The 21,490-nt window shown below is 60.4% G+C and carries 23 protein-coding genes and 1 pseudogene; 11 read left to right on the forward strand and 13 right to left on the reverse strand.

Annotation, left to right across the window (positions count from 1 at the left end; genetic code table 11):
* The first annotated feature begins 91 nt into the window (after positions 1-91).
* Positions 92-1,378, forward strand: a complete 1,287-nt coding sequence (locus tag AB4N91_RS09195) for an NTP/NDP exchange transporter (protein WP_077749458.1) — start codon at positions 92-94, stop codon at positions 1,376-1,378.
* Positions 1,365-2,309 (forward strand): aldo/keto reductase, encoded by a 945-nt coding sequence (locus AB4N91_RS09200; protein ID WP_083376467.1) that lies wholly within the window; start codon positions 1,365-1,367, stop codon positions 2,307-2,309. The genes AB4N91_RS09195 and AB4N91_RS09200 overlap by 14 nt, the downstream gene beginning before the upstream one ends.
* Positions 2,310-2,384: 75 nt before the next feature.
* Here the strand turns inward: AB4N91_RS09200 and AB4N91_RS09205 are convergent, their stop codons facing one another.
* Positions 2,385-3,776 (reverse strand): aldehyde dehydrogenase family protein, encoded by a 1,392-nt coding sequence (locus AB4N91_RS09205; RefSeq protein WP_460112333.1) that lies wholly within the window; start codon positions 3,774-3,776, stop codon positions 2,385-2,387.
* 101 nt (positions 3,777-3,877) lie between these two features.
* On the opposite strand from AB4N91_RS09205, the gene ptrR reads away from it, so the two are divergent.
* Positions 3,878-4,756, forward strand: a complete 879-nt coding sequence (gene ptrR / locus AB4N91_RS09210; protein WP_460112334.1) for a putrescine utilization regulator PtrR — start codon at positions 3,878-3,880, stop codon at positions 4,754-4,756.
* A gap of 152 nt (positions 4,757-4,908) precedes the next feature.
* Here the strand turns inward: ptrR and msrA are convergent, their stop codons facing one another.
* From msrA to AB4N91_RS09235, 5 genes are all read right to left on the reverse strand, one after another.
* Entirely contained in the window at positions 4,909-5,415 is a 507-nt protein-coding gene (msrA, locus tag AB4N91_RS09215; RefSeq protein ID WP_010455339.1) for a peptide-methionine (S)-S-oxide reductase MsrA, read from the reverse strand.
* Between the two features lie 170 nt (positions 5,416-5,585).
* A complete protein-coding gene (locus tag AB4N91_RS09220; protein WP_010455338.1) occupies positions 5,586-6,038 on the reverse strand; it encodes an Ohr family peroxiredoxin in 453 nt (150 codons plus the stop codon).
* Positions 6,039-6,147: 109 nt separating this feature from the next.
* On the reverse strand, positions 6,148-6,600 hold the full coding sequence (locus AB4N91_RS09225) for an Ohr family peroxiredoxin (protein ID WP_010455337.1): 453 nt from the start codon (positions 6,598-6,600) through the stop codon (positions 6,148-6,150).
* Between the two features lie 548 nt (positions 6,601-7,148).
* On the reverse strand, positions 7,149-7,568 hold the full coding sequence (locus AB4N91_RS09230) for an organic hydroperoxide resistance protein (RefSeq protein WP_010455335.1): 420 nt from the start codon (positions 7,566-7,568) through the stop codon (positions 7,149-7,151).
* 171 nt (positions 7,569-7,739) lie between these two features.
* Positions 7,740-8,522, reverse strand: coding sequence for an SDR family NAD(P)-dependent oxidoreductase (locus tag AB4N91_RS09235; protein ID WP_083376470.1), 783 nt, complete (start codon positions 8,520-8,522; stop codon positions 7,740-7,742).
* Between the two features lie 207 nt (positions 8,523-8,729).
* Here AB4N91_RS09235 and AB4N91_RS09240 point away from each other — a divergent pair, with 207 nt between their 5' ends.
* The gene (locus AB4N91_RS09240) at positions 8,730-9,179 is read left to right on the forward strand and encodes a winged helix-turn-helix transcriptional regulator (RefSeq protein WP_460112335.1); all 450 of its coding nucleotides are present in this window, start codon (positions 8,730-8,732) and stop codon (positions 9,177-9,179) included.
* A 145-nt stretch (positions 9,180-9,324) separates the two neighbouring features.
* Positions 9,325-9,778 (forward strand): annotated as a pseudogene (locus AB4N91_RS09245) (cupin domain-containing protein).
* A gap of 48 nt (positions 9,779-9,826) precedes the next feature.
* Here the strand turns inward: AB4N91_RS09245 and AB4N91_RS09250 are convergent.
* Positions 9,827-10,954, reverse strand: a complete 1,128-nt coding sequence (locus tag AB4N91_RS09250) for a DmpA family aminopeptidase (RefSeq protein WP_460112336.1) — start codon at positions 10,952-10,954, stop codon at positions 9,827-9,829.
* Positions 10,955-11,019: 65 nt separating this feature from the next.
* A complete protein-coding gene (locus AB4N91_RS09255) occupies positions 11,020-12,123 on the reverse strand; it encodes an extracellular solute-binding protein (RefSeq protein ID WP_460112338.1) in 1,104 nt (367 codons plus the stop codon).
* 111 nt (positions 12,124-12,234) lie between these two features.
* Here AB4N91_RS09255 and AB4N91_RS09260 point away from each other — a divergent pair, with 111 nt between their 5' ends.
* Positions 12,235-13,008, forward strand: a complete 774-nt coding sequence (locus AB4N91_RS09260) for a helix-turn-helix transcriptional regulator (RefSeq protein ID WP_460112340.1) — start codon at positions 12,235-12,237, stop codon at positions 13,006-13,008.
* 136 nt (positions 13,009-13,144) lie between these two features.
* Here AB4N91_RS09260 and AB4N91_RS09265 read toward each other — a convergent pair whose 3' ends face one another.
* Positions 13,145-14,086, reverse strand: a complete 942-nt coding sequence (locus tag AB4N91_RS09265) for a class I SAM-dependent methyltransferase (protein WP_282410413.1) — start codon at positions 14,084-14,086, stop codon at positions 13,145-13,147.
* Positions 14,087-14,287: 201 nt separating this feature from the next.
* Here AB4N91_RS09265 and AB4N91_RS09270 point away from each other — a divergent pair, with 201 nt between their 5' ends.
* Positions 14,288-14,689: a response regulator gene (locus AB4N91_RS09270; protein ID WP_010455297.1), complete on the forward strand. Its 402-nt coding sequence runs from the start codon at positions 14,288-14,290 to the stop codon at positions 14,687-14,689.
* Positions 14,690-14,742: 53 nt separating this feature from the next.
* On the forward strand, positions 14,743-15,411 hold the full coding sequence (locus AB4N91_RS09275) for an HAD-IA family hydrolase (RefSeq protein WP_282410415.1): 669 nt from the start codon (positions 14,743-14,745) through the stop codon (positions 15,409-15,411).
* A gap of 105 nt (positions 15,412-15,516) precedes the next feature.
* Here AB4N91_RS09275 and AB4N91_RS09280 read toward each other — a convergent pair whose 3' ends face one another.
* Complete coding sequence (locus AB4N91_RS09280; protein WP_460112655.1) at positions 15,517-16,176, reverse strand: methyltransferase family protein; 660 nt, start codon at positions 16,174-16,176, stop codon at positions 15,517-15,519.
* A gap of 76 nt (positions 16,177-16,252) precedes the next feature.
* Between AB4N91_RS09280 and AB4N91_RS09285 the strand changes: the two genes are divergently transcribed.
* Positions 16,253-17,281: an MBL fold metallo-hydrolase gene (locus AB4N91_RS09285; protein WP_460112341.1), complete on the forward strand. Its 1,029-nt coding sequence runs from the start codon at positions 16,253-16,255 to the stop codon at positions 17,279-17,281.
* A 57-nt stretch (positions 17,282-17,338) separates the two neighbouring features.
* Here AB4N91_RS09285 and AB4N91_RS09290 read toward each other — a convergent pair whose 3' ends face one another.
* Entirely contained in the window at positions 17,339-18,286 is a 948-nt protein-coding gene (locus AB4N91_RS09290) for a GlxA family transcriptional regulator (protein ID WP_010455289.1), read from the reverse strand.
* A 124-nt stretch (positions 18,287-18,410) separates the two neighbouring features.
* Here AB4N91_RS09290 and AB4N91_RS09295 point away from each other — a divergent pair, with 124 nt between their 5' ends.
* Both AB4N91_RS09295 and AB4N91_RS09300 read left to right on the forward strand, forming a co-directional pair.
* Entirely contained in the window at positions 18,411-19,202 is a 792-nt protein-coding gene (locus AB4N91_RS09295; RefSeq protein ID WP_154913516.1) for an SDR family NAD(P)-dependent oxidoreductase, read from the forward strand.
* Between the two features lie 100 nt (positions 19,203-19,302).
* Positions 19,303-20,223 (forward strand): pyridoxal-phosphate dependent enzyme, encoded by a 921-nt coding sequence (locus AB4N91_RS09300; RefSeq protein ID WP_172791198.1) that lies wholly within the window; start codon positions 19,303-19,305, stop codon positions 20,221-20,223.
* A gap of 63 nt (positions 20,224-20,286) precedes the next feature.
* Here AB4N91_RS09300 and AB4N91_RS09305 read toward each other — a convergent pair whose 3' ends face one another.
* Both AB4N91_RS09305 and AB4N91_RS09310 read right to left on the reverse strand, forming a co-directional pair.
* Complete coding sequence (locus tag AB4N91_RS09305) at positions 20,287-20,604, reverse strand: DUF2388 domain-containing protein (protein ID WP_010455283.1); 318 nt, start codon at positions 20,602-20,604, stop codon at positions 20,287-20,289.
* Between the two features lie 106 nt (positions 20,605-20,710).
* Positions 20,711-21,478 (reverse strand): hypothetical protein, encoded by a 768-nt coding sequence (locus tag AB4N91_RS09310; protein WP_154913512.1) that lies wholly within the window; start codon positions 21,476-21,478, stop codon positions 20,711-20,713.
* Positions 21,479-21,490 lie beyond the last annotated feature (12 nt).

Raw genomic sequence — 21,490 nt, forward strand, 5'->3', positions numbered from 1 at the left:
TGGGCTGAGAAACCCAATCCACTGAATCGGAGCCAGAGTTTAGTTCATCGGTAGCGAGGGGCACCGAGCCCGGCTACAGAGGAGGGCGCCCATGCCCATCGCGGCAAAATGGCTCGACGTGCAGCCCGGCGAAAGAACCGCCCTGATGCTGGGGTTCGCGTTCCATTTCTGCGTGCTGGCCAGTTATTACCTGGTGCGACCGTTGCGCGATGCCCTGGGCCTTGAGGGCGGTGCTGACAAATTGCAGTGGCTGTTCACGGCGACGTTCGTGGTGATGGTGCTGATGGTGCCGGTGTTCGGAGCGCTGGCGTCGCGGCTGCCGGCCACGCGGTTCGTGCCGTTGATCTATCGCGTGATCGCCGCGTCGATGCTGGTGTTTGGTGTGTTGATCGCCAATCGCATTGCGCCGGTGGCCGTCGGGCGGGTGTTTTTCGTCTGGATCAGCATCTACAACCTGTTCATCGTCAGCATTTTCTGGAGCGTGCTGGTCGACCGGTTTTCCAGTGAACAAGGGCGGCGGCTGTTCGGGTTCATCGCCGCGGGTGGCACCCTGGGCACGTTCATCGGGCCGTTGCTGGCCGCGACCATGGCCACGCGCTTGGGCCCGGTGGCATTGACCGTCGCGGCGGCGCTGCTGCTGGAAGTCGCGGTGCGCTGCTATCGGGCGCTGCTCTCCCGGACTCAATCGCAGTCCGGCAGCCGCTTGATGGAGGATCGGCGCATGGGCGGCAGCATGCTGGCCGGGATCACGTTGATTACGCGTTCGCCTTATCTGCTGGGACTGGTGTTGTTCATGTTGCTGCACACCAGCGCCGCGACCTTGTTGTATTTCGAGCAGGGACGGATTGTGGCGGGTAGCTATGCTGATGTGGCCAGCCGGACGCAATTCTTCGCCGTGGTCGATTTGATCGTGTCGGCGCTGACCTTGATCTTTCAACTGCTGCTGACGGCGCCGTTGATTCGGCTGGTCGGTGTCGGCGGGGCGCTGGTGGCATTGCCGCTGGCGACCATCGTGGCGTTTAGCGCCATGGCGCTGGCGCCCGTGCCCGCTACCGTCGCCCTGGCGCAGGGGCTGCGTCGTGCGGTCGAGTTCGCCATCGTGCGGCCGGCGCGTGAAGTGTTGTGGACAGTGGTCAGCCGCGAGGAAAAGTACAAGGCCAAGAATGTGATCGAAACCCTGGTGTATCGCGGCGGAGACGCCGCCAGTGGCTGGTTGTCGGTCGGTCTGACGGCATTGGGCGCCGGTTTTGGTCTGGTGGCGCTGGTGATCGTGCCGTTTGCCGGGCTGTGGGGCTGGTTATGCCTGTGGCTGGCCAGGCATCAGGAAAAACAGGTTGAAAGCAAAAAGGTGGAAGGGTCATTCCATGAGCCACACTGATGAATACACACGTCGCCAAATACTCACGCTGGCTGCCGGTGCTTCGGCGGTTTTCACCTTCGGCCCGGCCTTCGCTGCAACCACGCCGTCGAAGGACACAGGAGGCAAGAACATGCTGACCCGCGCCATTCCTTCCAGCTCCGAGCCATTGCCCCTTGTCGGGTTGGGCACCTATCGCGGGTTTGATGTCGGGCCTTCGAGCCCCGCCTACAAGCAGTTGCCCGCCGTTCTGCGCGCATTGTTCGAGAAGGGCGGAAAGGTAATCGACAGCTCGCCGATGTACGGCCGGGCGGAAGAGACGACCGGTGAGTTGCTGTCGATTCATGAGCCACGTTCACCCGCTTTCCTGGCCACCAAGGTCTGGACCCGTGGCCGCGAAGAAGGCATCGCGCAGATGGAGCAGTCCTTCAAACTGCTGCAAACCGATCGCATCGATCTGATGCAGATCCACAACCTGCTGGACTGGCAAACCCATTTGCCGACCTTGCGCAAATGGAAGGAAGAAGGGCGCATCCGCTACATCGGCATCACCCATTACACGGCGTCGGCGTATGACGAGGTGGAAGCGGTACTCAAGGCCGAGCCGTTGGATTTCTTGCAGATCAACTATGCGCTGGATGACCGCGGCGTCGAGAAGCGCATCCTGCCGTTGTGCCGCGAACGTGGCGTGGCGGTGATCTGCAATCGGCCGTTCGGCGGCGGCAACCTGCTCAGCCGCTTGAAGGACAAACCCTTGCCGCGCTGGGCGGCGGACGTGAGGGTCAACAGTTGGCCGCAGATGGCGCTGAAGTTCTTGCTGTCGCATCCGGCGGTGACCTGCGTGATTCCCGGCACCGGCAACCCGCGCTACATGGCGGACAACGCCGGGGCCGGTTTCGGGCCGATGCTGACCGGTGCGCAGCGCGAGCAGTTGATCGATATCGTCGGTTAACGACAAGGTCTATTTTCTGAACGAATAAAGCGCAGAGGCCCGGGCGTGAAAAGACTCCCGGGCCACTGGAGACGATCAGCGGCGATCCAGCCAAACCGTCTGCGCATTGCAAAACTCGCGCACGCCGAAGTGCGACAGCTCGCGGCCAAAACCGCTTTTCTTCACGCCGCCGAAGGTGACGCGCGGGTCGCTTGCGCAGTAGCCATTGATGAACACGCCACCGGTTTCCAGTTCGCCGGCCATCTGCTGGGCACGTTCGACGTTGCCGGTGTAGATCGTCGCGGCGAGTCCGAATTCGCTGTCATTGGCCAGTTCCAGCGCATGGGTGGCATCGCGTGCGGTGATGATCGAGGCGACCGGGCCGAACAGTTCCTGCTTGAACGAAGTCATTTGGTCGGTGACATCCTTGAAGACCGTAGGCTCGTAGAAGTTGCCCGGGCCTTCAGCCTTTTTGCCGCCCAGCAACAATGTCGCGCCTTCTTCCAGGGTGTCGCGCACCTGTTGATCCAGTTCATCACGCAGATCGAAGCGAGCCATCGGGCCGATGTAAGTGTCGGCGGCCAGTGGATCGCCGACCACCAGTTTGCCCGTGGCCTCGACGAACTTGCGCGTGAATTCCTCGACGATGCCTTGTTCGACGATCAAGCGTTTGGCTGCCGCGCAGACTTGCCCGGTGTTCTGATAACGGCCAATCACCGCGGCTTTGACGGCTTCGTCGAGGTCGGCGTCGTCGAGCACGATGAAAGGATCAGAACCGCCCAGTTCCAGTACGCATTTCTTCAACGCTGCACCGGCCTGCGCACCGATGGCCATGCCGGCGCGCACGCTGCCGGTGAGGGTCACCGCTGCGATGCGAGGATCAGCGATCGCCGTGGAGACGCCCTCTGGCGTGACGTTGATGACCTCGAACACACCTTCAGGGAAGTCGGCTTGCTTGAAGGCTTCCTGCAGCAGGTAAGCGCTGCCCATCACGTTTGGCGCATGTTTGAGCACGTAGGTGTTGCCGGCGATCAGCGCGGGTACGGCGCCACGCAGGACCTGCCAGATCGGGAAATTCCACGGCATCACCGCGAGAATCGGGCCGAGCGGGCGATATTCGATGCGTGCTTTGCCGCCTTCAACCAGGGTCGGCTCGGCGGTCAGCATGGCCGGGCCGTGTTCGGCGTACCACTCGCAGAGCTGGGCACATTTTTCGATTTCACCGCGGGCCTGGGTAATCGGCTTGCCCATCTCCAGAGTAATCATGTTCGCCATCGCTGCGGCGTTACCGCGTAACGCTTGCGCCAGGGCGATCAAAAGTTGTGAGCGTTGCGCCACCGCTGTGCTGCGCCAGACACGGAATCCGGCAGCGGCTCGGGACAGTGCGGCTTGCAGCGCCGAAGCGGATTCAAATGGGTAGTGGCCGATCTGCTCGCCGGTGGCGGGGTTGATCGAAATGGCGTGGGTGAGACTGGAAACGTTGGTCATGGCACCGTCCTGCTAGGTGGGAATGCGCTCAGGTTACGGTGGCGTTAGTTTTCTGGAAACTGAATAATGCTGAGCATATCGTTCACGTTTGGAGAATGACTGTGGATCTGGTTCAGCTGGAAATTTTCAAAGCAGTGGCCGAGCACGGCAGCATCAGCGTGGCTGCCCAACACATCCATCGAGTGCCGTCGAACCTGACGACACGGATCAAGCAACTGGAGCAGGACTTGGGCGTGGACCTGTTTATCCGCGAGAAAAGCCGTCTGCGCCTGTCGCCCGCCGGCTGGAGTTTTCTCGATTACGCCCGGCGCATTCTCGACTTGGTGCAGGAGGCCCGGGCGACGGTGGCCGGTGAAGAACCCCAAGGCACCTTTGCGCTAGGGTCGCTGGAAAGCACGGCGGCGGTGCGCATCCCCGAGCTGTTGGCCGCGTATAACCAGAAGCACGCCAAGGTCGAGCTGGATCTGTCCACCGGACCGTCCGGGACCATGATCGACGGTGTGCTGTCGGGCCGACTGGCCGCTGCTTTTGTCGACGGCCCGGTGCTGCACCCGGCACTGGAAGGCGTGCCGGCATTCGAGGAAGAAATGGTGCTGATCGCGCCGCTCAACCATGCCCCGATCCACCGCGCGCGGGAGGTCAACGGCGAAAACATCTATGCGTTTCGCTCCAATTGCTCCTACCGCCACCACTTCGAAAGCTGGTTCGCCAAGGACTCGGCAGTGCCCGGGAAAATCTTCGAAATGGAGTCCTATCACGGCATGCTGGCCTGCGTCAGCGCCGGAGCCGGCCTGGCGCTGATGCCGCGCAGCATGCTCGAAAGCATGCCGGGCTGCACCACGGTGAGTGTCTGGCCGTTGTCGCCAGCCTTCCGGTTTTTGCGCACCTGGCTGGTGTGGCGCAGAGGGACGGTGTCGCAAAGCCTGACCATGTTTGTGCGCTTGCTGGAAGAACGCGGCGTGGTGCAGAAAGACGCCTGAATCCTTTAAACGCAAACCCTGCGGGAGCAAGCTCGCTCCCACAAGGGTATTGAGACTGACGTCGGTCGGCGTGCTGTTTAGCCTGCCCTGCGAGGCCAATACCTGATGCCACGGTGCCTGGACGCCGCTGCCGGAACCCAGGGTGTACCGCGTCATGCGCGCTTGGGCAGTTTCCAGTTCGGCCGAATGAAATGGCAGGTGTAACCGGTCGGCAGCCGTTCGAGGTAGTCCTGATGCTCCGGCTCTGCCTCCCAGAACGGGCCGGCGGGGGCGATTTCGGTGACCGCCTTGCCGGGCCAGAGACCAGATGCATTCACATCGGCCACGGTGTCCTCGGCCACTGCCTTCTGTTCTTCATTCAGATAAAAAATCGCCGAACGGTAGCTGAGACCGATGTCGTTACCCTGACGATTGGCGGTCGACGGATCGTGAATCTGGAAGAAAAACTCAAGGATCTGGCGGTAGCTGGTAATGGCCGGGTCAAACTCGATCTCGATTGCTTCGGCATGGGTGCCGTGGTTGCGATACGTTGCATTGGGCACGTCGCCGCCGGAGTAGCCGACTCGAGTCGACAGCACGCCTTTCTGTTTCCTTATCAGATCCTGCATGCCCCAGAAGCAGCCGCCGGCCAGGATTGCGGTTTCAGTGTGCGTGGTCATCGCTTACTCCTCAGTGTTCATTGATGTGATCAGGTTGTTGCGCAGGCGCTCGATCGAGGCCTGCAGTGGCGTGAACTCATTCTGCATCAGACAGGTCGCGTCCGAGAACTTCGTTGCTGCCTTCCGGCGGGTCGACGTGCAGGGTAACGTCGAACCCGCCGTGCGGTGCATCACGCCGTGAGGACTTTCAAGTCCACGTCGATGTTGCCACGGGTCGCCTTCGAGTACGGACAGATCTGGTCGGCGGTGTGTGCCAGGGTCTTTGCAACGTCGTCCGCCAGGCCGGGCACGCGCAGGGTCAATCGAGCTTGAAGGAAGTAATCCGCACCGGTCTGGCCGACGTCGACTTCGATGTCGACAGACATGTCCGCCGGCAGCACAACGTTCAGGTCATTGGCCACCAGCCCGACAGCGGCGGTGTAGCAGGCCGACCATGCGCCGGCGAACAATTGCTCGGCGGCCGGGTGCGGCTGGGTGGCGGCGAACACGTGCGCAGGCTGGGTGCTGCCGGGCGACGAGAGGGCGATGTCGAGGCTGCCGTTATGACCGCGCGAGGTGTTACCGGTGCTGCTGGCGGTGGTGTGGGTTTTGCCGGTGGCCAGTACTTTTTCGATCTTGCTCATGGATGATTACCTGAATGTTTTAATGAGTTTGTTTTCGTGTGCGCTTTGATCGCATGCGATATGTATGATGTTTCTTGAAAGCCAAATGATGTCAAAGCGTCGCTGTTTATCAGGCCGTGACTACGTTCAGGGCCACGTCAATGTTGCCGCGTGTTGCTTTGGAGTACGGGCAGATCTGGTCTGCGGCGTGGGCGATTTCTGTCGCGACGGCCTGATCCAGACCTGGAGCGCGCAGCGTCAGGCGTGCCTGGAGGAAGTAAGCGTCGCCGGTCTGGCCAAGGTCGACTTCGATATCGACGGACACATCGGAGGGAAGCTCGACGTTGCGCTGTTTGGCAGCCAGACCGATGGCGGCGATGTAGCAGGCCGACCAGGCACCGGCAAACAGTTGCTCGGCTTTCGGGTGTGGCTGGGTGCCTTTGAATTCATGAACGGGTTTGTCGCTGCCAGGTGACGAAAGCACGATGTCGAGGCTGCCGTTATGGCCGCGCGAAGTGGTACCGGTGCTGCTCATGGTGGTGTGGGTTTTGCCGGAGGCCAGGACTTTTTCGATCTTGCTCATGGGATGAATCCTCAAAGGTGTACTAGGTTTGTTTGTATGGCGTATACGTTTGTATCGCATACGACTGAAATAATATTCCCGCAGTCGCCAATTGAAGTCAATAGGGGAAAGGCCTGCTTGGCGACGAACGGTTGGATTGAGGGGGGTGGCATTGGCTGCCGGTCCTGCACACAACGAAAAAGCCCGCACAAGGCGGGCTTCGAAATAGAGTAGGTGGCCAGCGCTGGTCTCTGGCTTACAAGGTTTATCAGGCTTCTGACAGAACAGTTTTGTGCTGTCCTGCTTCACACGGCATAAGGGCTGGATCTCAACTCGGAGAATCTTTCTAACCGTGTACCCTTAGGAGCGCGCCCCACGCTTCCTCGCTATCCTCTTGCGCATCAGTCTGCGTCTTCACCTACAGGTTTTAGAATAGCAAAGGCTGCGAAACGCAAACCGGACTTTTTAGACCGATTTCGTCCTTGATCAACGGCGGCAGGATGGATAAATGCTATGGGGAAAAACTCGGTACAGCCTGCCGGGATGGCAGGCCGCATTATGGGCCCGGTTTAAACCAGATTAAGCGTGACGTCGATGTTGCCACGGGTCGCTTTGGAGTACGGGCAGGTTTGATGGGCGGCATCGACTAACGCCCGTGCGACAACAGGATCGAGACCAGGAAGGCTGACATTGAGGCGTGCCTGGAGGAAAAAGGCGTTGTCGGTCTTGCCCAGATCCACTTCGGCATCAACGGCGACGCCGCTCGGCAAGGTCACCTTCAGCGCGGCAGCCGCTTTACCGATCGCGCCGATGAAACAGGCCGACCAGCCTGCAGCCAATAGCTGTTCGGGATTGGTCCCAGCCCCTGAAGAGCCTGGCGGGGAAAGCTTGATGTCCAGACGTCCATCCGAACTCTTCGATTCGCCGTCGCGGCCGCCAGTGGTGTGGGTCTTTCCGGTATACAGCACGGTGTCGATTTCATTGATCATGACGGGTTCCTGCTAAAGGGTTGGGGGCCTCACCGTTTATGTCGCCGCGTTACGGACGAACGGGAGAAGCCCCCACTTTTCCACCTTTATGTAGTGCCTATGTGTCCTGATCCGCTGGTTGTGTATCGCTGTGTAAGATCGTCAGCGAACATACACGCCGATACAAACCCGTTACGCCTGCCAGTTTTTTCGGTGAGCCGGTGCGCCCAATGGCGAACTGGTTGCACCGCCGTCGACAACAATCTCCGCACCGACGACATTCGAAGAGTCGCTGGAGGCGAGGAACAAGGCGACGGTGGCCACTTCTTCCGCTTCGCCAATGCGACCGAGCGGGATCGTGGTGTTCAGTTTTTCCTCCAGCGCATCCATTCCCACTTTCACCGTGTGGGGGTTCCAGACCGGTGTGCGTGCAGCTCCGGGGGTAATCTGGTTGACGCGAATGCCGCGCGGCGCAAATTCTGCGGCCATCACCCGTGTCATGGAACGAACGGCGCCCTTGCTTGCTGCGTAGGCGCTGTAACCCGGCCATCCCATCACAGCGTGCACCGACCCGTTCAAAATGATCGAAGCACCCGGATTGAGGTGCGGTTCGGCTGCCTGCACGGTGAAAAACGTGCCGGTGAGGTTGGTCTGGATAATGGTCTGGAAGGTTTCTAGCGAAGTGCCGCCAACCGGGGTCTGTCCGGCGATACCGGCATTGGCGAACACGATGTCCAGCTTGCCGAATGCTGCGACGGCTTCTGATACGGCGCGCTCGATCTCTTTCACGTCGGTCAGGTCCGCCTGGATCGCCAGCAGGTTTGGCCCCAACGCCTCCCGGGCTTCATCCAGGGTTTTTTGACTGCGACCGGTGATCGCCACTTTTGCGCCTTCTGCGATGAACAGTTTGGCGGTGGCCAGGCCCAGGCCGCTGTTGCCGCCGGTGATAAATGCAGTTTTTCCAGCCAGTTTCATTGGGAATCTCCTACGGTTTTATCATGCAACCATTGAGGGCGAAATCACTGTGCATCTGGCACAGGGAATCACTCGAAATCGGGCTATCGGTTTCATTATGAAACCAATGGAAGTGATTTTTACCAGCATGGGTTGTATTATGCAACCACCTGCCATCTGACCGAATTATCGTCAGCGTTGGCACCCTTTTGGTGGAGGTTCGTTTACGTGAAGCGCAAAAGCTTGCAGGGCAGTCCGTGTCCGGTCGCTCGATCCCTGGACCTCATTGGCGATTGGTGGTCCTTGCTGATCATTCGTGATGCGCTCTCAGGCACAAAACGCTTCAGCGATTTTCAGAAACGCCTGAATGTCGCGAAAAACATTCTGAGCACCCGCCTCAAAGGCCTGGTGGCAGAAGGTGTGATGCGCATGGAGCCGGCGGCTGATGGAAGCATCTACAAGGAGTACGTGCTGACTGAAAAGGGCAGGGCCTTGCAAACCGTCCTGATTGCCTTGTCGCAGTGGGGCAACGAGTTTTTGTACGAACCCGGCGAAGCGGGATCCGTCATGGTCGACGCACAGGATCGTCAGCCAATCCAGAAATTGCAGTTGGTTTCAATGGACGGGCGACAGCTCAAGCCAGAAGACATCGTGACCAGATTCGGCGTTGCGCACTGATGCGCATCTGCGGTTGTATCCGAACGTATCCCCGGCGCCGGTAGTTACCTGGGCATACAAAACCATGCTGTTCTCGACACTTGCGCGATACACCGCGACCTCGTAATGAAGCCACCGCAACCGCGGCATTCATTGGAGAATTGCGATGTCCCGTATCAACTCCCGTCACACCGCAGGCCTGCTCGGCATCGCCCTGGCTGCCGTCGTATCACTCAACGCTTTCGCGGCTGAAGAAGCCAAAGCGCCGGCGCAAGCCACTCCGGCAAAAAGCTGGCAGACAGGCCTGCACCGCACGGACCTGGTGCGCCAGGACCTCGATATTTCCAAGGGTGAGGTGATTCAGGTGCGTGTCGATTTCGACCCGGGCGTCACTTCCCCCAAGCATTCTCATCCTGGGGGTGGAGGTCGCCTACGTCATCTCGGGCACGTTTGAGTATCAACTCGAAGGGCGGGCGCCCGTCACGCTCAAAGCCGGTGACTCCTTGTACATCCCCGCAGGCACTGCGCATGTCGCGAAGAACGTCGGTGACGGCAAAGCTTCGGAGCTGGCGACGTACCTGGTGAAAAAAGACACGCCGCTGTTGATCCTGGAAAAATAAGCGATAGCCGCCCGATGCACTGCATCGGGCGTCTTCGTTAAAGCGTATTCAGATCCCGACTGTTTCCCCCGGCCAACCCGCCTGACGCAAGGCCTTGAGCAGTGTTTTCGCGTCCAGCCCCGGCACGGTGTGGCCGTTACCTTCCGTCGTTTCAGCCGCCAGCACGGCGTTGATAATCGCTTCCTCCACCGCTTCAGTCGCGGCCAAAAACAACTCACTGATGTGGTCGTTGTTGACCATGCTCAGGTTGTTGCAGGTGGGAGCACCTTTGCCTTCATAAGCGGCCGGTGGTACGTGTTGGTTGCCGGTGGCGAAGGCGATGAAAATGTCGCCGCTGTGGTCTTCGTTGCCGCCGCCAGTGCGGGCAAGCCCGAGGCTGGCGCGCTGTGCGAGGCGCGTGCATTGATGCGGCAGCAGCGGCGCATCGGTGGCCAGGCAAACGACGATCGAGCCCATGCCCGGATAAGGCAGCGATGCCCTGAGGAACGGTGAGTCAACCTGTTCCATATAGCGACCGACCGGGTAACCGTCGACGCGCAGTTCATTGCGAATGCCATGGTTGGCCTGGACGATCGCACCGACGGTCCAGCCTCCCTGCGCCTTGCTCAATTGGCGCGAAGACGTGCCGATGCCCCCCTTGAATTCGTGACAGATCATCCCGCTGCCACCGCCCACCGCGCCTTCCGTGACCGGTCCGCCGACGGCATTGCGCTGGGCCTCGGCCACATGTTCAGGCTTCACATGAAAACCGTTGATGTCGCTGAGCAGGCCGTCGAAGGTCTCCAGCACCACCGGCATGTTCCAGTAAAGTCGTCCGTCATCGGGCTGAGCCTGACGATCCAGGGCAATCAGCGCATCACGCACCACGCCCAGGCTGTGGGTGTTGGTGAAGGCGATCGGGCTGGTCAGCAAGCCGGCTTCACGAATCCACTCAAGACCCGTGGCGTCACCGTTGCCGTTGAGCACATGGACGCCGGCAAAACACGGTTGCTGATTGGTGGACCCGGCACGCGGTTCGATCAGGGTCACGCCGGTGCAGATGTCGCGGCCATTGGCGGTCCGTCCGCGGACATCGCTGTGGCCGACGCGCACGCCGGGCACATCGGTAATGGCGTTGAGGGGGCCGGTTTGCAGCTGGCCGAACTGGATGTTCAAGTCGCGGGCACGTGGTTTCATCGGTTCTCTCATCTTCAATTTATTCAAAAAATGCGTGGCTGATGCGATCCCTGTAGCAGCCTGAATTACTGCCCGTTCTTCACCTTGCTCCAGATCCGTGTGCGCACCCGCTCGATGGCCGGCGGCAATGGTTGAAGGGTGAACAATGTCGCCAGTGCTTCGGCCGACGGATAAACAGCGGGGTTGTTGCGGGTCGATTCAGCCACCAGCGGTGTCGCGCTGCGGTTGCCGTTGGGGTAGGACAGGTGATCGCTGACCGGGGCGATGACTTCGGGGCGCATGAGGTAGTCGATGAAGGCCAGGCCTTGCTCTGGATGCGGTGCGTCCTTGAGCAACACCAGCGTGTCGAACCAGACCGGCGCACCTTCCTTCGGCAGGCTATAAGCGATCTTCACGCCATTCTTGGCCTGCTCGGCGTTGGTCTTGGCTTCGAGCATCGCGCCGGACCAGCCCACCGCCACACAAATGTTGCCGTTGGCCAGGTCGCTGATGAACTTCGACGAGTTGAAGTAGGCGATGTGCGGACGCAGCTTGAGCAGCAGTGCTTTGGCCTTTTTGTAGTCCTCGGGGCTAGTGCTGTTCGGCGGCAAGCCCAGGTAGTGCAGGGCGACCGGCAACATCTCCGACGGCGAGTCGAGCATCGCCACCCCGCACTGGCCGAGTTTGGCCAGGTTCTCTTCGTTGAACACCAGGTCCCAGGAATCCACCGGCGCCTTGTCACCCAGTGCGGCCCGAACCTTGTCGATGTTGTAGCCGATGCCGTTGGTGCCCCACAGGTACGGCACGGCGTACTGGTTGCCCGGATCGTTGTTGGCCAGTTTCGCCAGCAGCTCGGTGTCCATGTTCTTGAAATCCGGCATCTGTTCGCGAGGCAGTGGTGCCAGGGCGCCGGCCTTGATCAGGGTCGGCAGGCTGAAGTTACTCGCCACCACCACGTCGTACCCGCTGCGGCTGGTGAGCAGTTTGCCTTCCAGCACTTCGGCACTGTCGAAGGTGTCGTAAACCGGCTCGATTCCGGTGTCGCGCTTGAAGTCGTGCAGGGTGGTGGGGCCGATGTAGTCATACCAGTTGTAGACATGAACCGTGGGCCCCTCGGCAGCGACCGCCGACAGCGAAACGCACATACAGGCGCTCAGTCCAAGATTGATCTGTTGACGGCGACGACTCATGATGCGGCACTCCTGGCCTGCTGCAGGCCGGTGATGAACAGGTGCTTGCAGCGTATCGGCAGGCGGGGTACACACCCATTCCCATCATGGGTTACTCGAAAGGGGTAGTGCGTGGACGCGTTGTTGAAAGAGTTGCCGGTGCACCAAGGACTGGCGCGGGTATTTGACGCGTTGGGTCAGGACGGTTTCTGGCGCGCGCTGGTCGACACGCTGCGGCTGCTGGTGCCGCTGGACAACGCACTGGTGGCGGTGATGCGGGAGGGGCGAGTGCCCCGTTTGCTGATCGACTTCGACTCAAAAGGTGGTGCCACCGAACACGAAGAACTGGCGGACTACAGCGCCGGCATGTACCTGCTCGATCCGTTTTACCAAGCGGCTTGCGCGGGCATTGCCGATGGCCTGCACAGCCTCGACTCGGTGGCTCCCGACCAGTTTCAGCAGAGCGAGTATTACCTGAGCTACTTCCGCTCGGTGGTCGGCGGTGACGAGCTGCAGTTCATGGTCAACATCGACGGCGCCGTGCTCGGCTTATCGCTGGGTCGCTCGACGCGGTTCACGCTTGAAGAGCAAGGGCAGTTGCTGTGCGTGCGCGATTGGGTGCTGTCCGCCATGCGCCGGCACCAGCAATTGATGCCGCCGCAAGGTACGACTGCCGAGGCCGTGGCCGGCGATCTGGCCACCTTGCTGGATCGCTTCGATGCGCGATTGTCAGTACGCGAAGTCGAAACGGCTCGACTGATTCTCCAAGGCTTCTCCAGCAAAGCCATTGCCCAGCAAATGGGCATCTCGCCGGAGACGGTGAAAGTGCATCGACGCAACCTCTATCACAAGCTCAACGTGAACGGTCACGGCGAGCTGTTTGCGCTGGTGTTGCAGCCGCGTTGACCCAAGCAGTAGCCTCACACCAGCCCCCTGTGGGAGCGAGCCTGCTCGCGATAGCGATTTATTATTCAACACAGGTATCGACTGACCCACCGCCATCGCGAGCAGGTCGCACCGTCGCTCCCACAGTCAGCAGCACTCAGTCCTTCAGTGTGAACACCAACGCCTTCAACCCGCATTCAACATCAGCATCCGGAAACTCCGGCGGATTCTCCAGCCGCCGCTCGAACCGCAAACCCGGCGCTTCACGCATCACGCCATCGATCAGGAAGTCCGCGCCGAACGCCGGATCGTTCATGCACGCCAGCACCGTCCCTTCGGGGCTGAGTAACTCCGGCAGCCGACGCAGCACGCGCTGGTAATCCTTGGTCAGCAGGAAACTGCCTTTCTGAAAGGACGGTGGATCGATGATGACCAGGTCGTAAGGGCCCTTGCCGATCACCTTGCCCCAGGACTTGAACAAGTCGTGGCCGAGAAAACTCACCTTGCTCATGTCATGGCCATTGAGCCGATGGTTGTCGCGACCACGGTTCAGCGCCGGGCTCGACATGTCCAGGTTGACCACGTGTTCGGCGCCTCCCTCGATGGCGGCGACCGAAAAGCCGCAGGTGTAGGCGAACAGATTCAACACGCGCTTGCCTGCGGCATTGGCCCGCACCCAGTCGCGGCCGTAGCGCATGTCGAGGAACAACCCGGTGTTCTGCTTGCGGCCCAGGTCCACCCGATAACGCAGGCCACCCTCGGTGATGATCAATTCCTCGATCGCTTCCCCAAGCAGCCATTCGGTGGTGCTTTGCAGCAGGTAGCGGTGTTGCAGCAACAGGGTGTGCGCCCCTGATTGTTGCCACTGCGCCGATTCAGTGATCGCCATCAGCATCTGCTTCAAATCTTCCAGCTGCGCCGCTTCAGGCTCCTTGAACAGCGACACCAGCACCACCCCCTGCAGCCAGTCGACGGTCAATTGCTCCAGCCCGGGCCAGCACCGGCCCCGGCCATGGAACAGCCGGCGGGTTTCCGCGGGAGCATCGGCCAGGGCGGTCAGCAAATGGTCGTGAAGGGTGGAGAGAGCGTCAGCGTTCATCGGGCAGGGGCCAGCAGTTTGATGGGAGGCAGCATTTTAAACACAATTGTGGGTGGGCGAACGGCTGCAATGGTCGGCATGTACGCACAATATTCAAGACGCCTGTATCAAAAATGAATTTCTGCCGAGTCCGCTGCTCATACCTGTAGGCAGCGGTTTTGAGCCTGCGAATTCATTAGGTAATCAGGGAGTGGCAAAGTCATGTGTCCAACACCGACGGCGGGCGAGCAGCTTCCTGGCAGGTTGATTCTGGTGGTTGAAGATGACCCGCTTATTCTTGAGTTTCTCTGCGAAATTCTTCAGGAAGAAGGTTTCATGGTTGAACCGCAAGTCAGCGCGGATGCCGCATCGGAATACCTGAAAAAACACGCCAACGAGGTCGGTCTGTTGTTGACGGACATCACCATGCCCGGAAAGCGGAACGGCGCGGATCTGGCCAATGAGTTCGGCGATCGCTGGCCCGGCAAGCCGATCATGATCATGTCCGGTTTTGAAACTCCCAAATCCTCCGGGGTCCGGCATAAGGTGTCGTTCATCAAGAAACCCTGGGCGTTGGGACAACTGCTGGATTGTGTCGAGGCGGCCTTCAAGTCGCGACAGTAAGTGTCGCTCGTGTACATTAACGGACCTGCCTGACACACGAAGGAAGCTCATCCTTGTCTGCACACGAATCCGTTTTTAGTACGCCGTATCGCGCGTTCCTGTTCGATATGGACGGCACTGTCCTCAACTCCATCGCCGCCGCCGAGCGGATCTGGACCACCTGGGCCCTGCGCCACGGCGTGGATGTCGAGTCCTTCCTGCCGACCATTCACGGCGCCCGCGCCATCGACACCATCAACCGTCTGGCGTTGCCTGGGGTGGATGCCGAGGCAGAAGCCAACTGGATTACCCAAGCGGAAATCGAAGACGTGGAAGGAATTGTCGAGGTGTCCGGCGCGGCGAACTTCCTCAGGTCTTTGCCAGCCAGGCAATGGGCGATCGTCACCTCTGCACCGAAGGCGCTGGCGTTGCGGCGGATGGCGGCAGCCGGGATTCCTGAGCCTGATGTCATGATCACGGCCGAAGATGTCAGTGCCGGAAAACCGGATCCTGCGGGCTACCGACTGGCGGCTCAACGGCTGGAAGTCGAGGTGACTGACTGCCTGATCTTTGAAGATGCCGCCGTGGGCATTCTGGCGGCGGAGGCGGCAGGGGCGGATCTTGTGATCATTACCTCGACTCATGACCATCCGATTCAGACGGTGCATGCGACATTGGCCGGCTATGACTCCGTTGCGGCGCAAGTGGCTCCCGATAACCATATCCGCCTGCACCCACTCTAATGTGGGAGTGAGCCTGCTCGCGATAGCGGTCTTTCAGTCAAACAGATGCTGGATGTGCCGACGCTATCGCGAGCAGGCTCGCTCCCACATTGGGACTGTGCAGGGTCAATAAATCCCGGGGATCAACCGCCAACTCCGGGCGCAATAAGCCTCATATTCATTCCCGAACTGCGCCTTCAATAACGCCTCTTCCGAATGAATCCGCGCAATCAGCGGAATTACCGTCAGTGCCGCAAGCAACAGCCCGACCCCCGAGCGAAACGCCAGCGCCCAGCCCACGGCGATGACCAACATCCCCAGGTAACTGGGGTTGCGCAACCGGCGATAAATCCCTTCGGTGACCAGACGGTGCCCCGGTTGAATCGCCACTAACCCGCTGAAACGCTTGCCCAGGACAAACACCGGCCACATCCGCAGCGCGCCGCCGACGATGAACAGCAATGCCCCCAACCAGCGCACATCCTCGCCACCGAAGGTCCAGACGTCGATCCGATCGGTATAGGCCGGCAGAAATCCGCTCAGTAATCCGATGACGCCGAATGCCGGCAACACCCAGCGATTGGCCCGATCTTCACGTTCGCCGGAGCTCAGATTGACCTCGGTGAACAACGAGGCAACCGCCATCGCCAAGGTTGCAATGGCCACGACCACCAGCGAGCCATGGGCAAAAAACGCCGCAAACCCGCCCATTCCCCACACCGCGAGACCGAGGTAGGCGAGGGTGGAGACGATGGCGAAAAACGCCAGCCTGGCCGAGATTTTCATCAATACCCCTTCCTGCGTAGTACACCAGTCTTCAGTGTAGAAGGTCATCTTGATCTGCCGGTCTGGGCTAGCCTCAATGATCGGTTCAGTCAGGCAAAAGGAGAGGCAGGTGAATTCAACGAATAAGCCCTTGGAGAGCACCCCCGGCAGCGTTTGTCGTCAGCTCGAGAGGCGCATCGTCCAACCGTTGATGGCGATTGTGATGTTGCTGGCCGTCATCGGCGGCGGTGTTGTCGCTTGCTCGACGCCTTCGCTCGAACGCTTTTCAGCGCTCGTTTTGCCTGCGTCGATCCCACCGTCCGACCGCTTGATTGCGCGATTCATGGGCGTATCAACCCTGATGCTCAGCGATGGCAACACATCGATCATGACCGACGGCTTCTTTTCCAGGCCGGGATTGCTCAGGGTGGCGCTGGGGCGGATCGGCCCGGACGGCGAGCGCATCGATACGGCGTTGCGCACCCTCGGCTATCCAACGTTGGCTGCGGTGATGGTGGCGCACACTCATTACGACCATGCGCTTGACTCTGCCGTGGTCGCCTCGCGCACGGGGGCGGTGCTGATCGGGTCGGCATCGGTCGCCAACATCGGATGGGGTGCGGGGCTTCCACCCGAACGAATCAAGACTGTCGAAACACAACACCGTTTCAAGTTCGGTAACTTCACGGTGCAGGCCTTCCGGTCGCCACACTCTCCAGACGCAAAATTCCCCGGGATCATCGACGCACCGCTGACGCCACCCGCCAGAGCCAGTGCGTACAAGGAAGGTGGCAATTACTCTTTTTTGATCGAACAACACGATGGCCTTAGGATTCTCATCCACCCCAGTGCCAACGTCACAAAAGGTTTGTTCAACCACGTCAAGGCCGATGTCGTGTTTCTGGGCGTTGGATTGCTCGGCAAGCAAGACCTGCGGTTTACCCAGGATTATTGGCACGAAGTGGTGCAAGTCACAGGCGCGCGCCTGGTGATTCCGATTCACTGGGATGATTTTTTCGAACCGCTGGAAAATGGGTTACACCCCATGCCCACCTGGATGGATTCGTTCAATGTCGCCATGCAGCGATTAATGCCAATGGCCCAGGCCGATGGCGTGGCCCTGTGATTAATACCGCTGTATAAAACGGTCGACCTGCGAGCAGCGCTTCCCCCGCGCTGACGCTCACGCCGTCATCTGCAACCTGGCATTACGCCGAATGACCTGCGGCGGTTGGCCGAACGCCCGGAGGAAGGCTTCGCGCATGCGGCGGCGGTCGGTGAAGCCGGCCTCGGCGGCGATCTGGTCGAGGGTCAGCCGTCCGCGCTCGAGCATTTGCCGCGCCGCCTCCAGGCGCAGATTTTCGATGGCCTTGGCCGGGGACTGCCCGGTCTCGGCGCGGAAGGTGCGGCTGAATTGTCGTGGGCTGAGGCGTGCCACTTCCGCCAGTTGCTCCACCGATAACGCCGATGTCAGGTGTTCCCGGGCGTAGCCGAGGACGGTCTGAATGCGGTCGGATTTGGGCTCCAGTTCCAGCAAGGCCGAATGCTGCGACTGACCACCCGCGCGGCGCTGATACATCACCAGTTTCTGCGCCACCGAACGGGCCAGGTCGGCGCCATGATCCTTTTCAACCATCGCCAGCGCCAGGTCGATGCCCGCGGTCATGCCGGCGGAGGTCCAGATGGAACCGTCGACCACGTAAATACGATCATCTTCCACTTTGATCGAGGGAAACCGCGCTTGCAGGTCCCGAGCATAGGCCCAATGCGTGGTGGCCCGCCGTCCGTCGAGTAGGCCGGCCTGGGCCAGCACGAATGCCCCCGAGCAGATCGACGCCGTGCGCCGGGCGGTTTTCACGCTGTCGCGCAGGTACGCCAACACACCCTCGGGCGCCTGCTCGAGAATCGAATCGCCGCCGACCACGATGACCGTGTCGAACACCCGCTCATCAAACGCCTGGGTGCCGACACTCAAACCGCCGGAAGCCCGCAGGGAGCGACCCTCCTCAGAGATCACGCTGACCTCGTAAAGCGCTTCGCCAGCGCTGAAGTTGGCGTATTCGAACACCGGCATCGCCGCCAACGCCATGGACTGGAACCCCTCGAAAACCACGAACGCCACGGAAGTCATGATGGTGCCCTCAAAAGCCAATGTCCGAAAAACGTACTTTAAACGTCATTTGAGACGAGCGTCAGTCAATTTATAACAGTTCACACCCGGCGACCTTATCGCCTCACTGTGAAGGAAATTGAACATGGCTCTTTCATCCAAAGGCACTGCACTGATCACTGGCGCTTCTTCGGGCATTGGCGCGGTCTACGCCGACCGTCTTGCCCGGCAGGGTTACGACCTGATTCTGGTCGCCCGCAGCCAGGGCAAACTCAACGCTTTGGCCAATCATCTGAGCAACGAAACCGGCCGCGCCGTGGAAGTGGTAGCTGCCGACCTCAAAGACAAGGCCGGCCTGCTGCGGGTTGAAAGCATTCTGCGCAACGACGCGAGCATCACCTTGCTGGTCAACAATGCCGGTGTTGGTGGCGTGATGCCGTTGCTCGGCAGCCCGGTGGACGACATGGACGCCATGATCAGCCTCAATGTCACCGCGCTGATGCGTCTGTCCTATGCCGTGGTGCCCGGCTTCGTCGCACGGGGCACCGGCACCGTGATCAACATTTCCTCCATCGTCGCAATCGCTCCAGAAATCCTCAACGGCGTTTACGGCGGGACCAAGGCTTTCGTGCTGGGCTTGAGCCAATCGATGCACCACGAACTGGCCGACAAAGGCATACGCGTTCAGGCGGTGTTGCCCGGCGCAACTGCCACGGATTTCTGGAGCGAGGCCGGCAACCCGGTGGAAAACCTGCCACAAGAGATCGTGATGTCCGCCGAGGACATGGTCGATGCGGCGCTGGTCGGCCTGGCGAAGGGTGAAGTGGTGACCATCCCGGGCCTGCACGAGGCTGATAAATGGGACGCTTACGAAGCCCGGCGCCAAGTGCTGTCAGGCTCGTTCGGCCACTCATCGGCGGCACCGCGCTACCGGTAAACCGATAGCCCTGGGGCAGGGTGAACTAAGCTTGGAGAAGGATCGTTCATCACCGGCTCGCCGAAACCTCGACAGGCCGGTGCTGCCGAGGGAGCACACAATGCTTCACATCAGAACGCCTTTGATTCTGCACCCTGGCTTGTCAACGCCGACCCGGCGCATCTGGCTCAAGCTGGAAAACCTGCAACCCAGCGGCTCGTTCAAATTACGCGGCATGGGCCTTCTGTGCAGTCAGGCAAAGGACCAAGGCAAAAGCAAAGTCGTCTGTCCTTCCGGCGGCAACGCCGGTTTTGCCACCGCCATGGCCGCCGCTGCCCTCGGGCTGAAAGCCTGCATTATTGTGCCGCACACCACCCCGGAAACCACCCGTGCCAGGATCAGGAAAACCGGCGCCGAGGTCATCGTTCACGGCAAGGTCTGGGACGAGGCCAACCAACGGGCCAAAGCGCTTTCACAGGATGCGGATACCGAGTACGTGCCCGCCTTCGATCATCCCGTGCTGTGGGAAGGGCACAGCACCCTGATTGATGAAGTCCTCGAGGATTGCCCTCAAGTCGATGCGCTGGTGACGTCGGTAGGGGGCGGTGGATTACTGGCGGGGTTGCTGACAGGTTTGATCCGGCACCATCGCATGGACTGCCGGATCATCACCTGCGAAACCCGAGGCGCGGCCTCCTTTGCCGCCGCCATCGAGGCCGGACATCCTGTCAGGCTGCCGCGTATCGACACCGTCGCGACATCGCTGGGCGCTGCGAAAGTGGCCGCGTGGCCGGTGCAGCACATCCTCGACTTTCCTCACGAATGCGTGGTGCTCAGTGATGACGAGGCAATCATGGGCGTGGTGCGTTACGCCAACGACCTGCGCCAGTTGGTCGAACCGGCGTGCGGCGTTTCATTGGCGGTGGCCTATCTTGACCATCCGGCGATCGCCGAAGCCCATGACGTGGTGATTGTGGTGTGTGGCGGCGTCAGCATCAGCGCGCAGCTGGTGGCCGGGTGGGCGCGCTTGTCCGCGGGGTGAAGCAAAGGGGCAGGGCTGGAGACTATCCGGCTGTCGCGAGCCCCACCGTTACCTTTTCAACCTTCATTGGCCAGCAGCAACGCCTTCGTGGATGAGGATGGCTCTGGCCAGCTCTTCGTCGCTGGCTTTGAGTCCGGGATTTTCCTGGCGAATCTGATTCAACACCGACTCCAGGTACACACCGCGAATCGTACCGCCACTGGCAACGAAGCTGGAGGCGTCATCACGGGCAGGAATCGCCAGTTTGTGGTCCTTGAACGTCGAGTACAGTGATGCGGAAACCCCCGCAGAGGTGGCGACATCGCCGGCGTCCACTTTGGCGAAGGCCGAACCGAAGGGCAAACACAACATGAATGAGGAGATGATAATCAGACGGCGCATAGCAATGTCCTCTGAAGCGTGAAGCAAAAAAAGGAGTACTTCATCATTTAGGATGCCTGGCGAACGTCAGGAGTTCCCTGTGGATGCGTTATCCGCACCTAATCGTTCAAAACCGCAGCGTTGCCCCGGTGGTCAGCCACTGATCCCGTTCCCCCGTCAGGTTGCGGCCCACCACCAGATCGACGTCGATGCGCTCACCGACATGCAACCTTGGCCCGGCCTGCCATGCCTGTTCGCCGCCTTGCTGGCCGTAGCGTTCAGCAATCAGCGTCAGGGAACGGGCCAGGTCGTATTCGACGCCGGTGCCCCAGGTCCAGCGATGGTTTTGCTCGCCATCGTCATAGGCATGGGTCCAGCCGGCATTGAGGTTCAGGCGCAGGGTTTCGAAAGGTTGGTAGGTGAAGGGCAGGTTCAGGTCGACGCCATCGAAGGCGTGGGCCCGATTGAAGGCAAAGTGAGTCGACCCCGCCAGCGCCAACTCAAGGCCAAGGTCTTCCCGGGAGAAAATTTGCGCCTTGAATTGCGGGCTCAACCGGGTTTCCGAGTCCCCGTCGTCGCGGTCGTGCTGCACGGCGGCACCGAGTTGCACGTTGGGCAGGCCTTTGAGCGTGCAGTCCTGTGACACCACGCTGCTGGATGAGCCGTGCCGACCGTTTTGATACCAGGCGTCGATGTTGCATTCGCCGGGCGCATTGATTCCGGCGTCATCCACCGTATATGCACCGCCGGCAGCGTTGGCTTTGGAGATGATGCTGAGCACCGCAATCAGGCTCAGAGTGAGGCTGACGAACAACAGATTGCGGCGCAGGCGCCGGCCTTGAGCGGCTGGCAGGCTGCGCACGAAGGACGCGAATAGACGAGTGGGGTTTTGCATGAAGTTTATCTC

This window comes from Pseudomonas sp. H3_D04 (assembly GCF_054669175.1).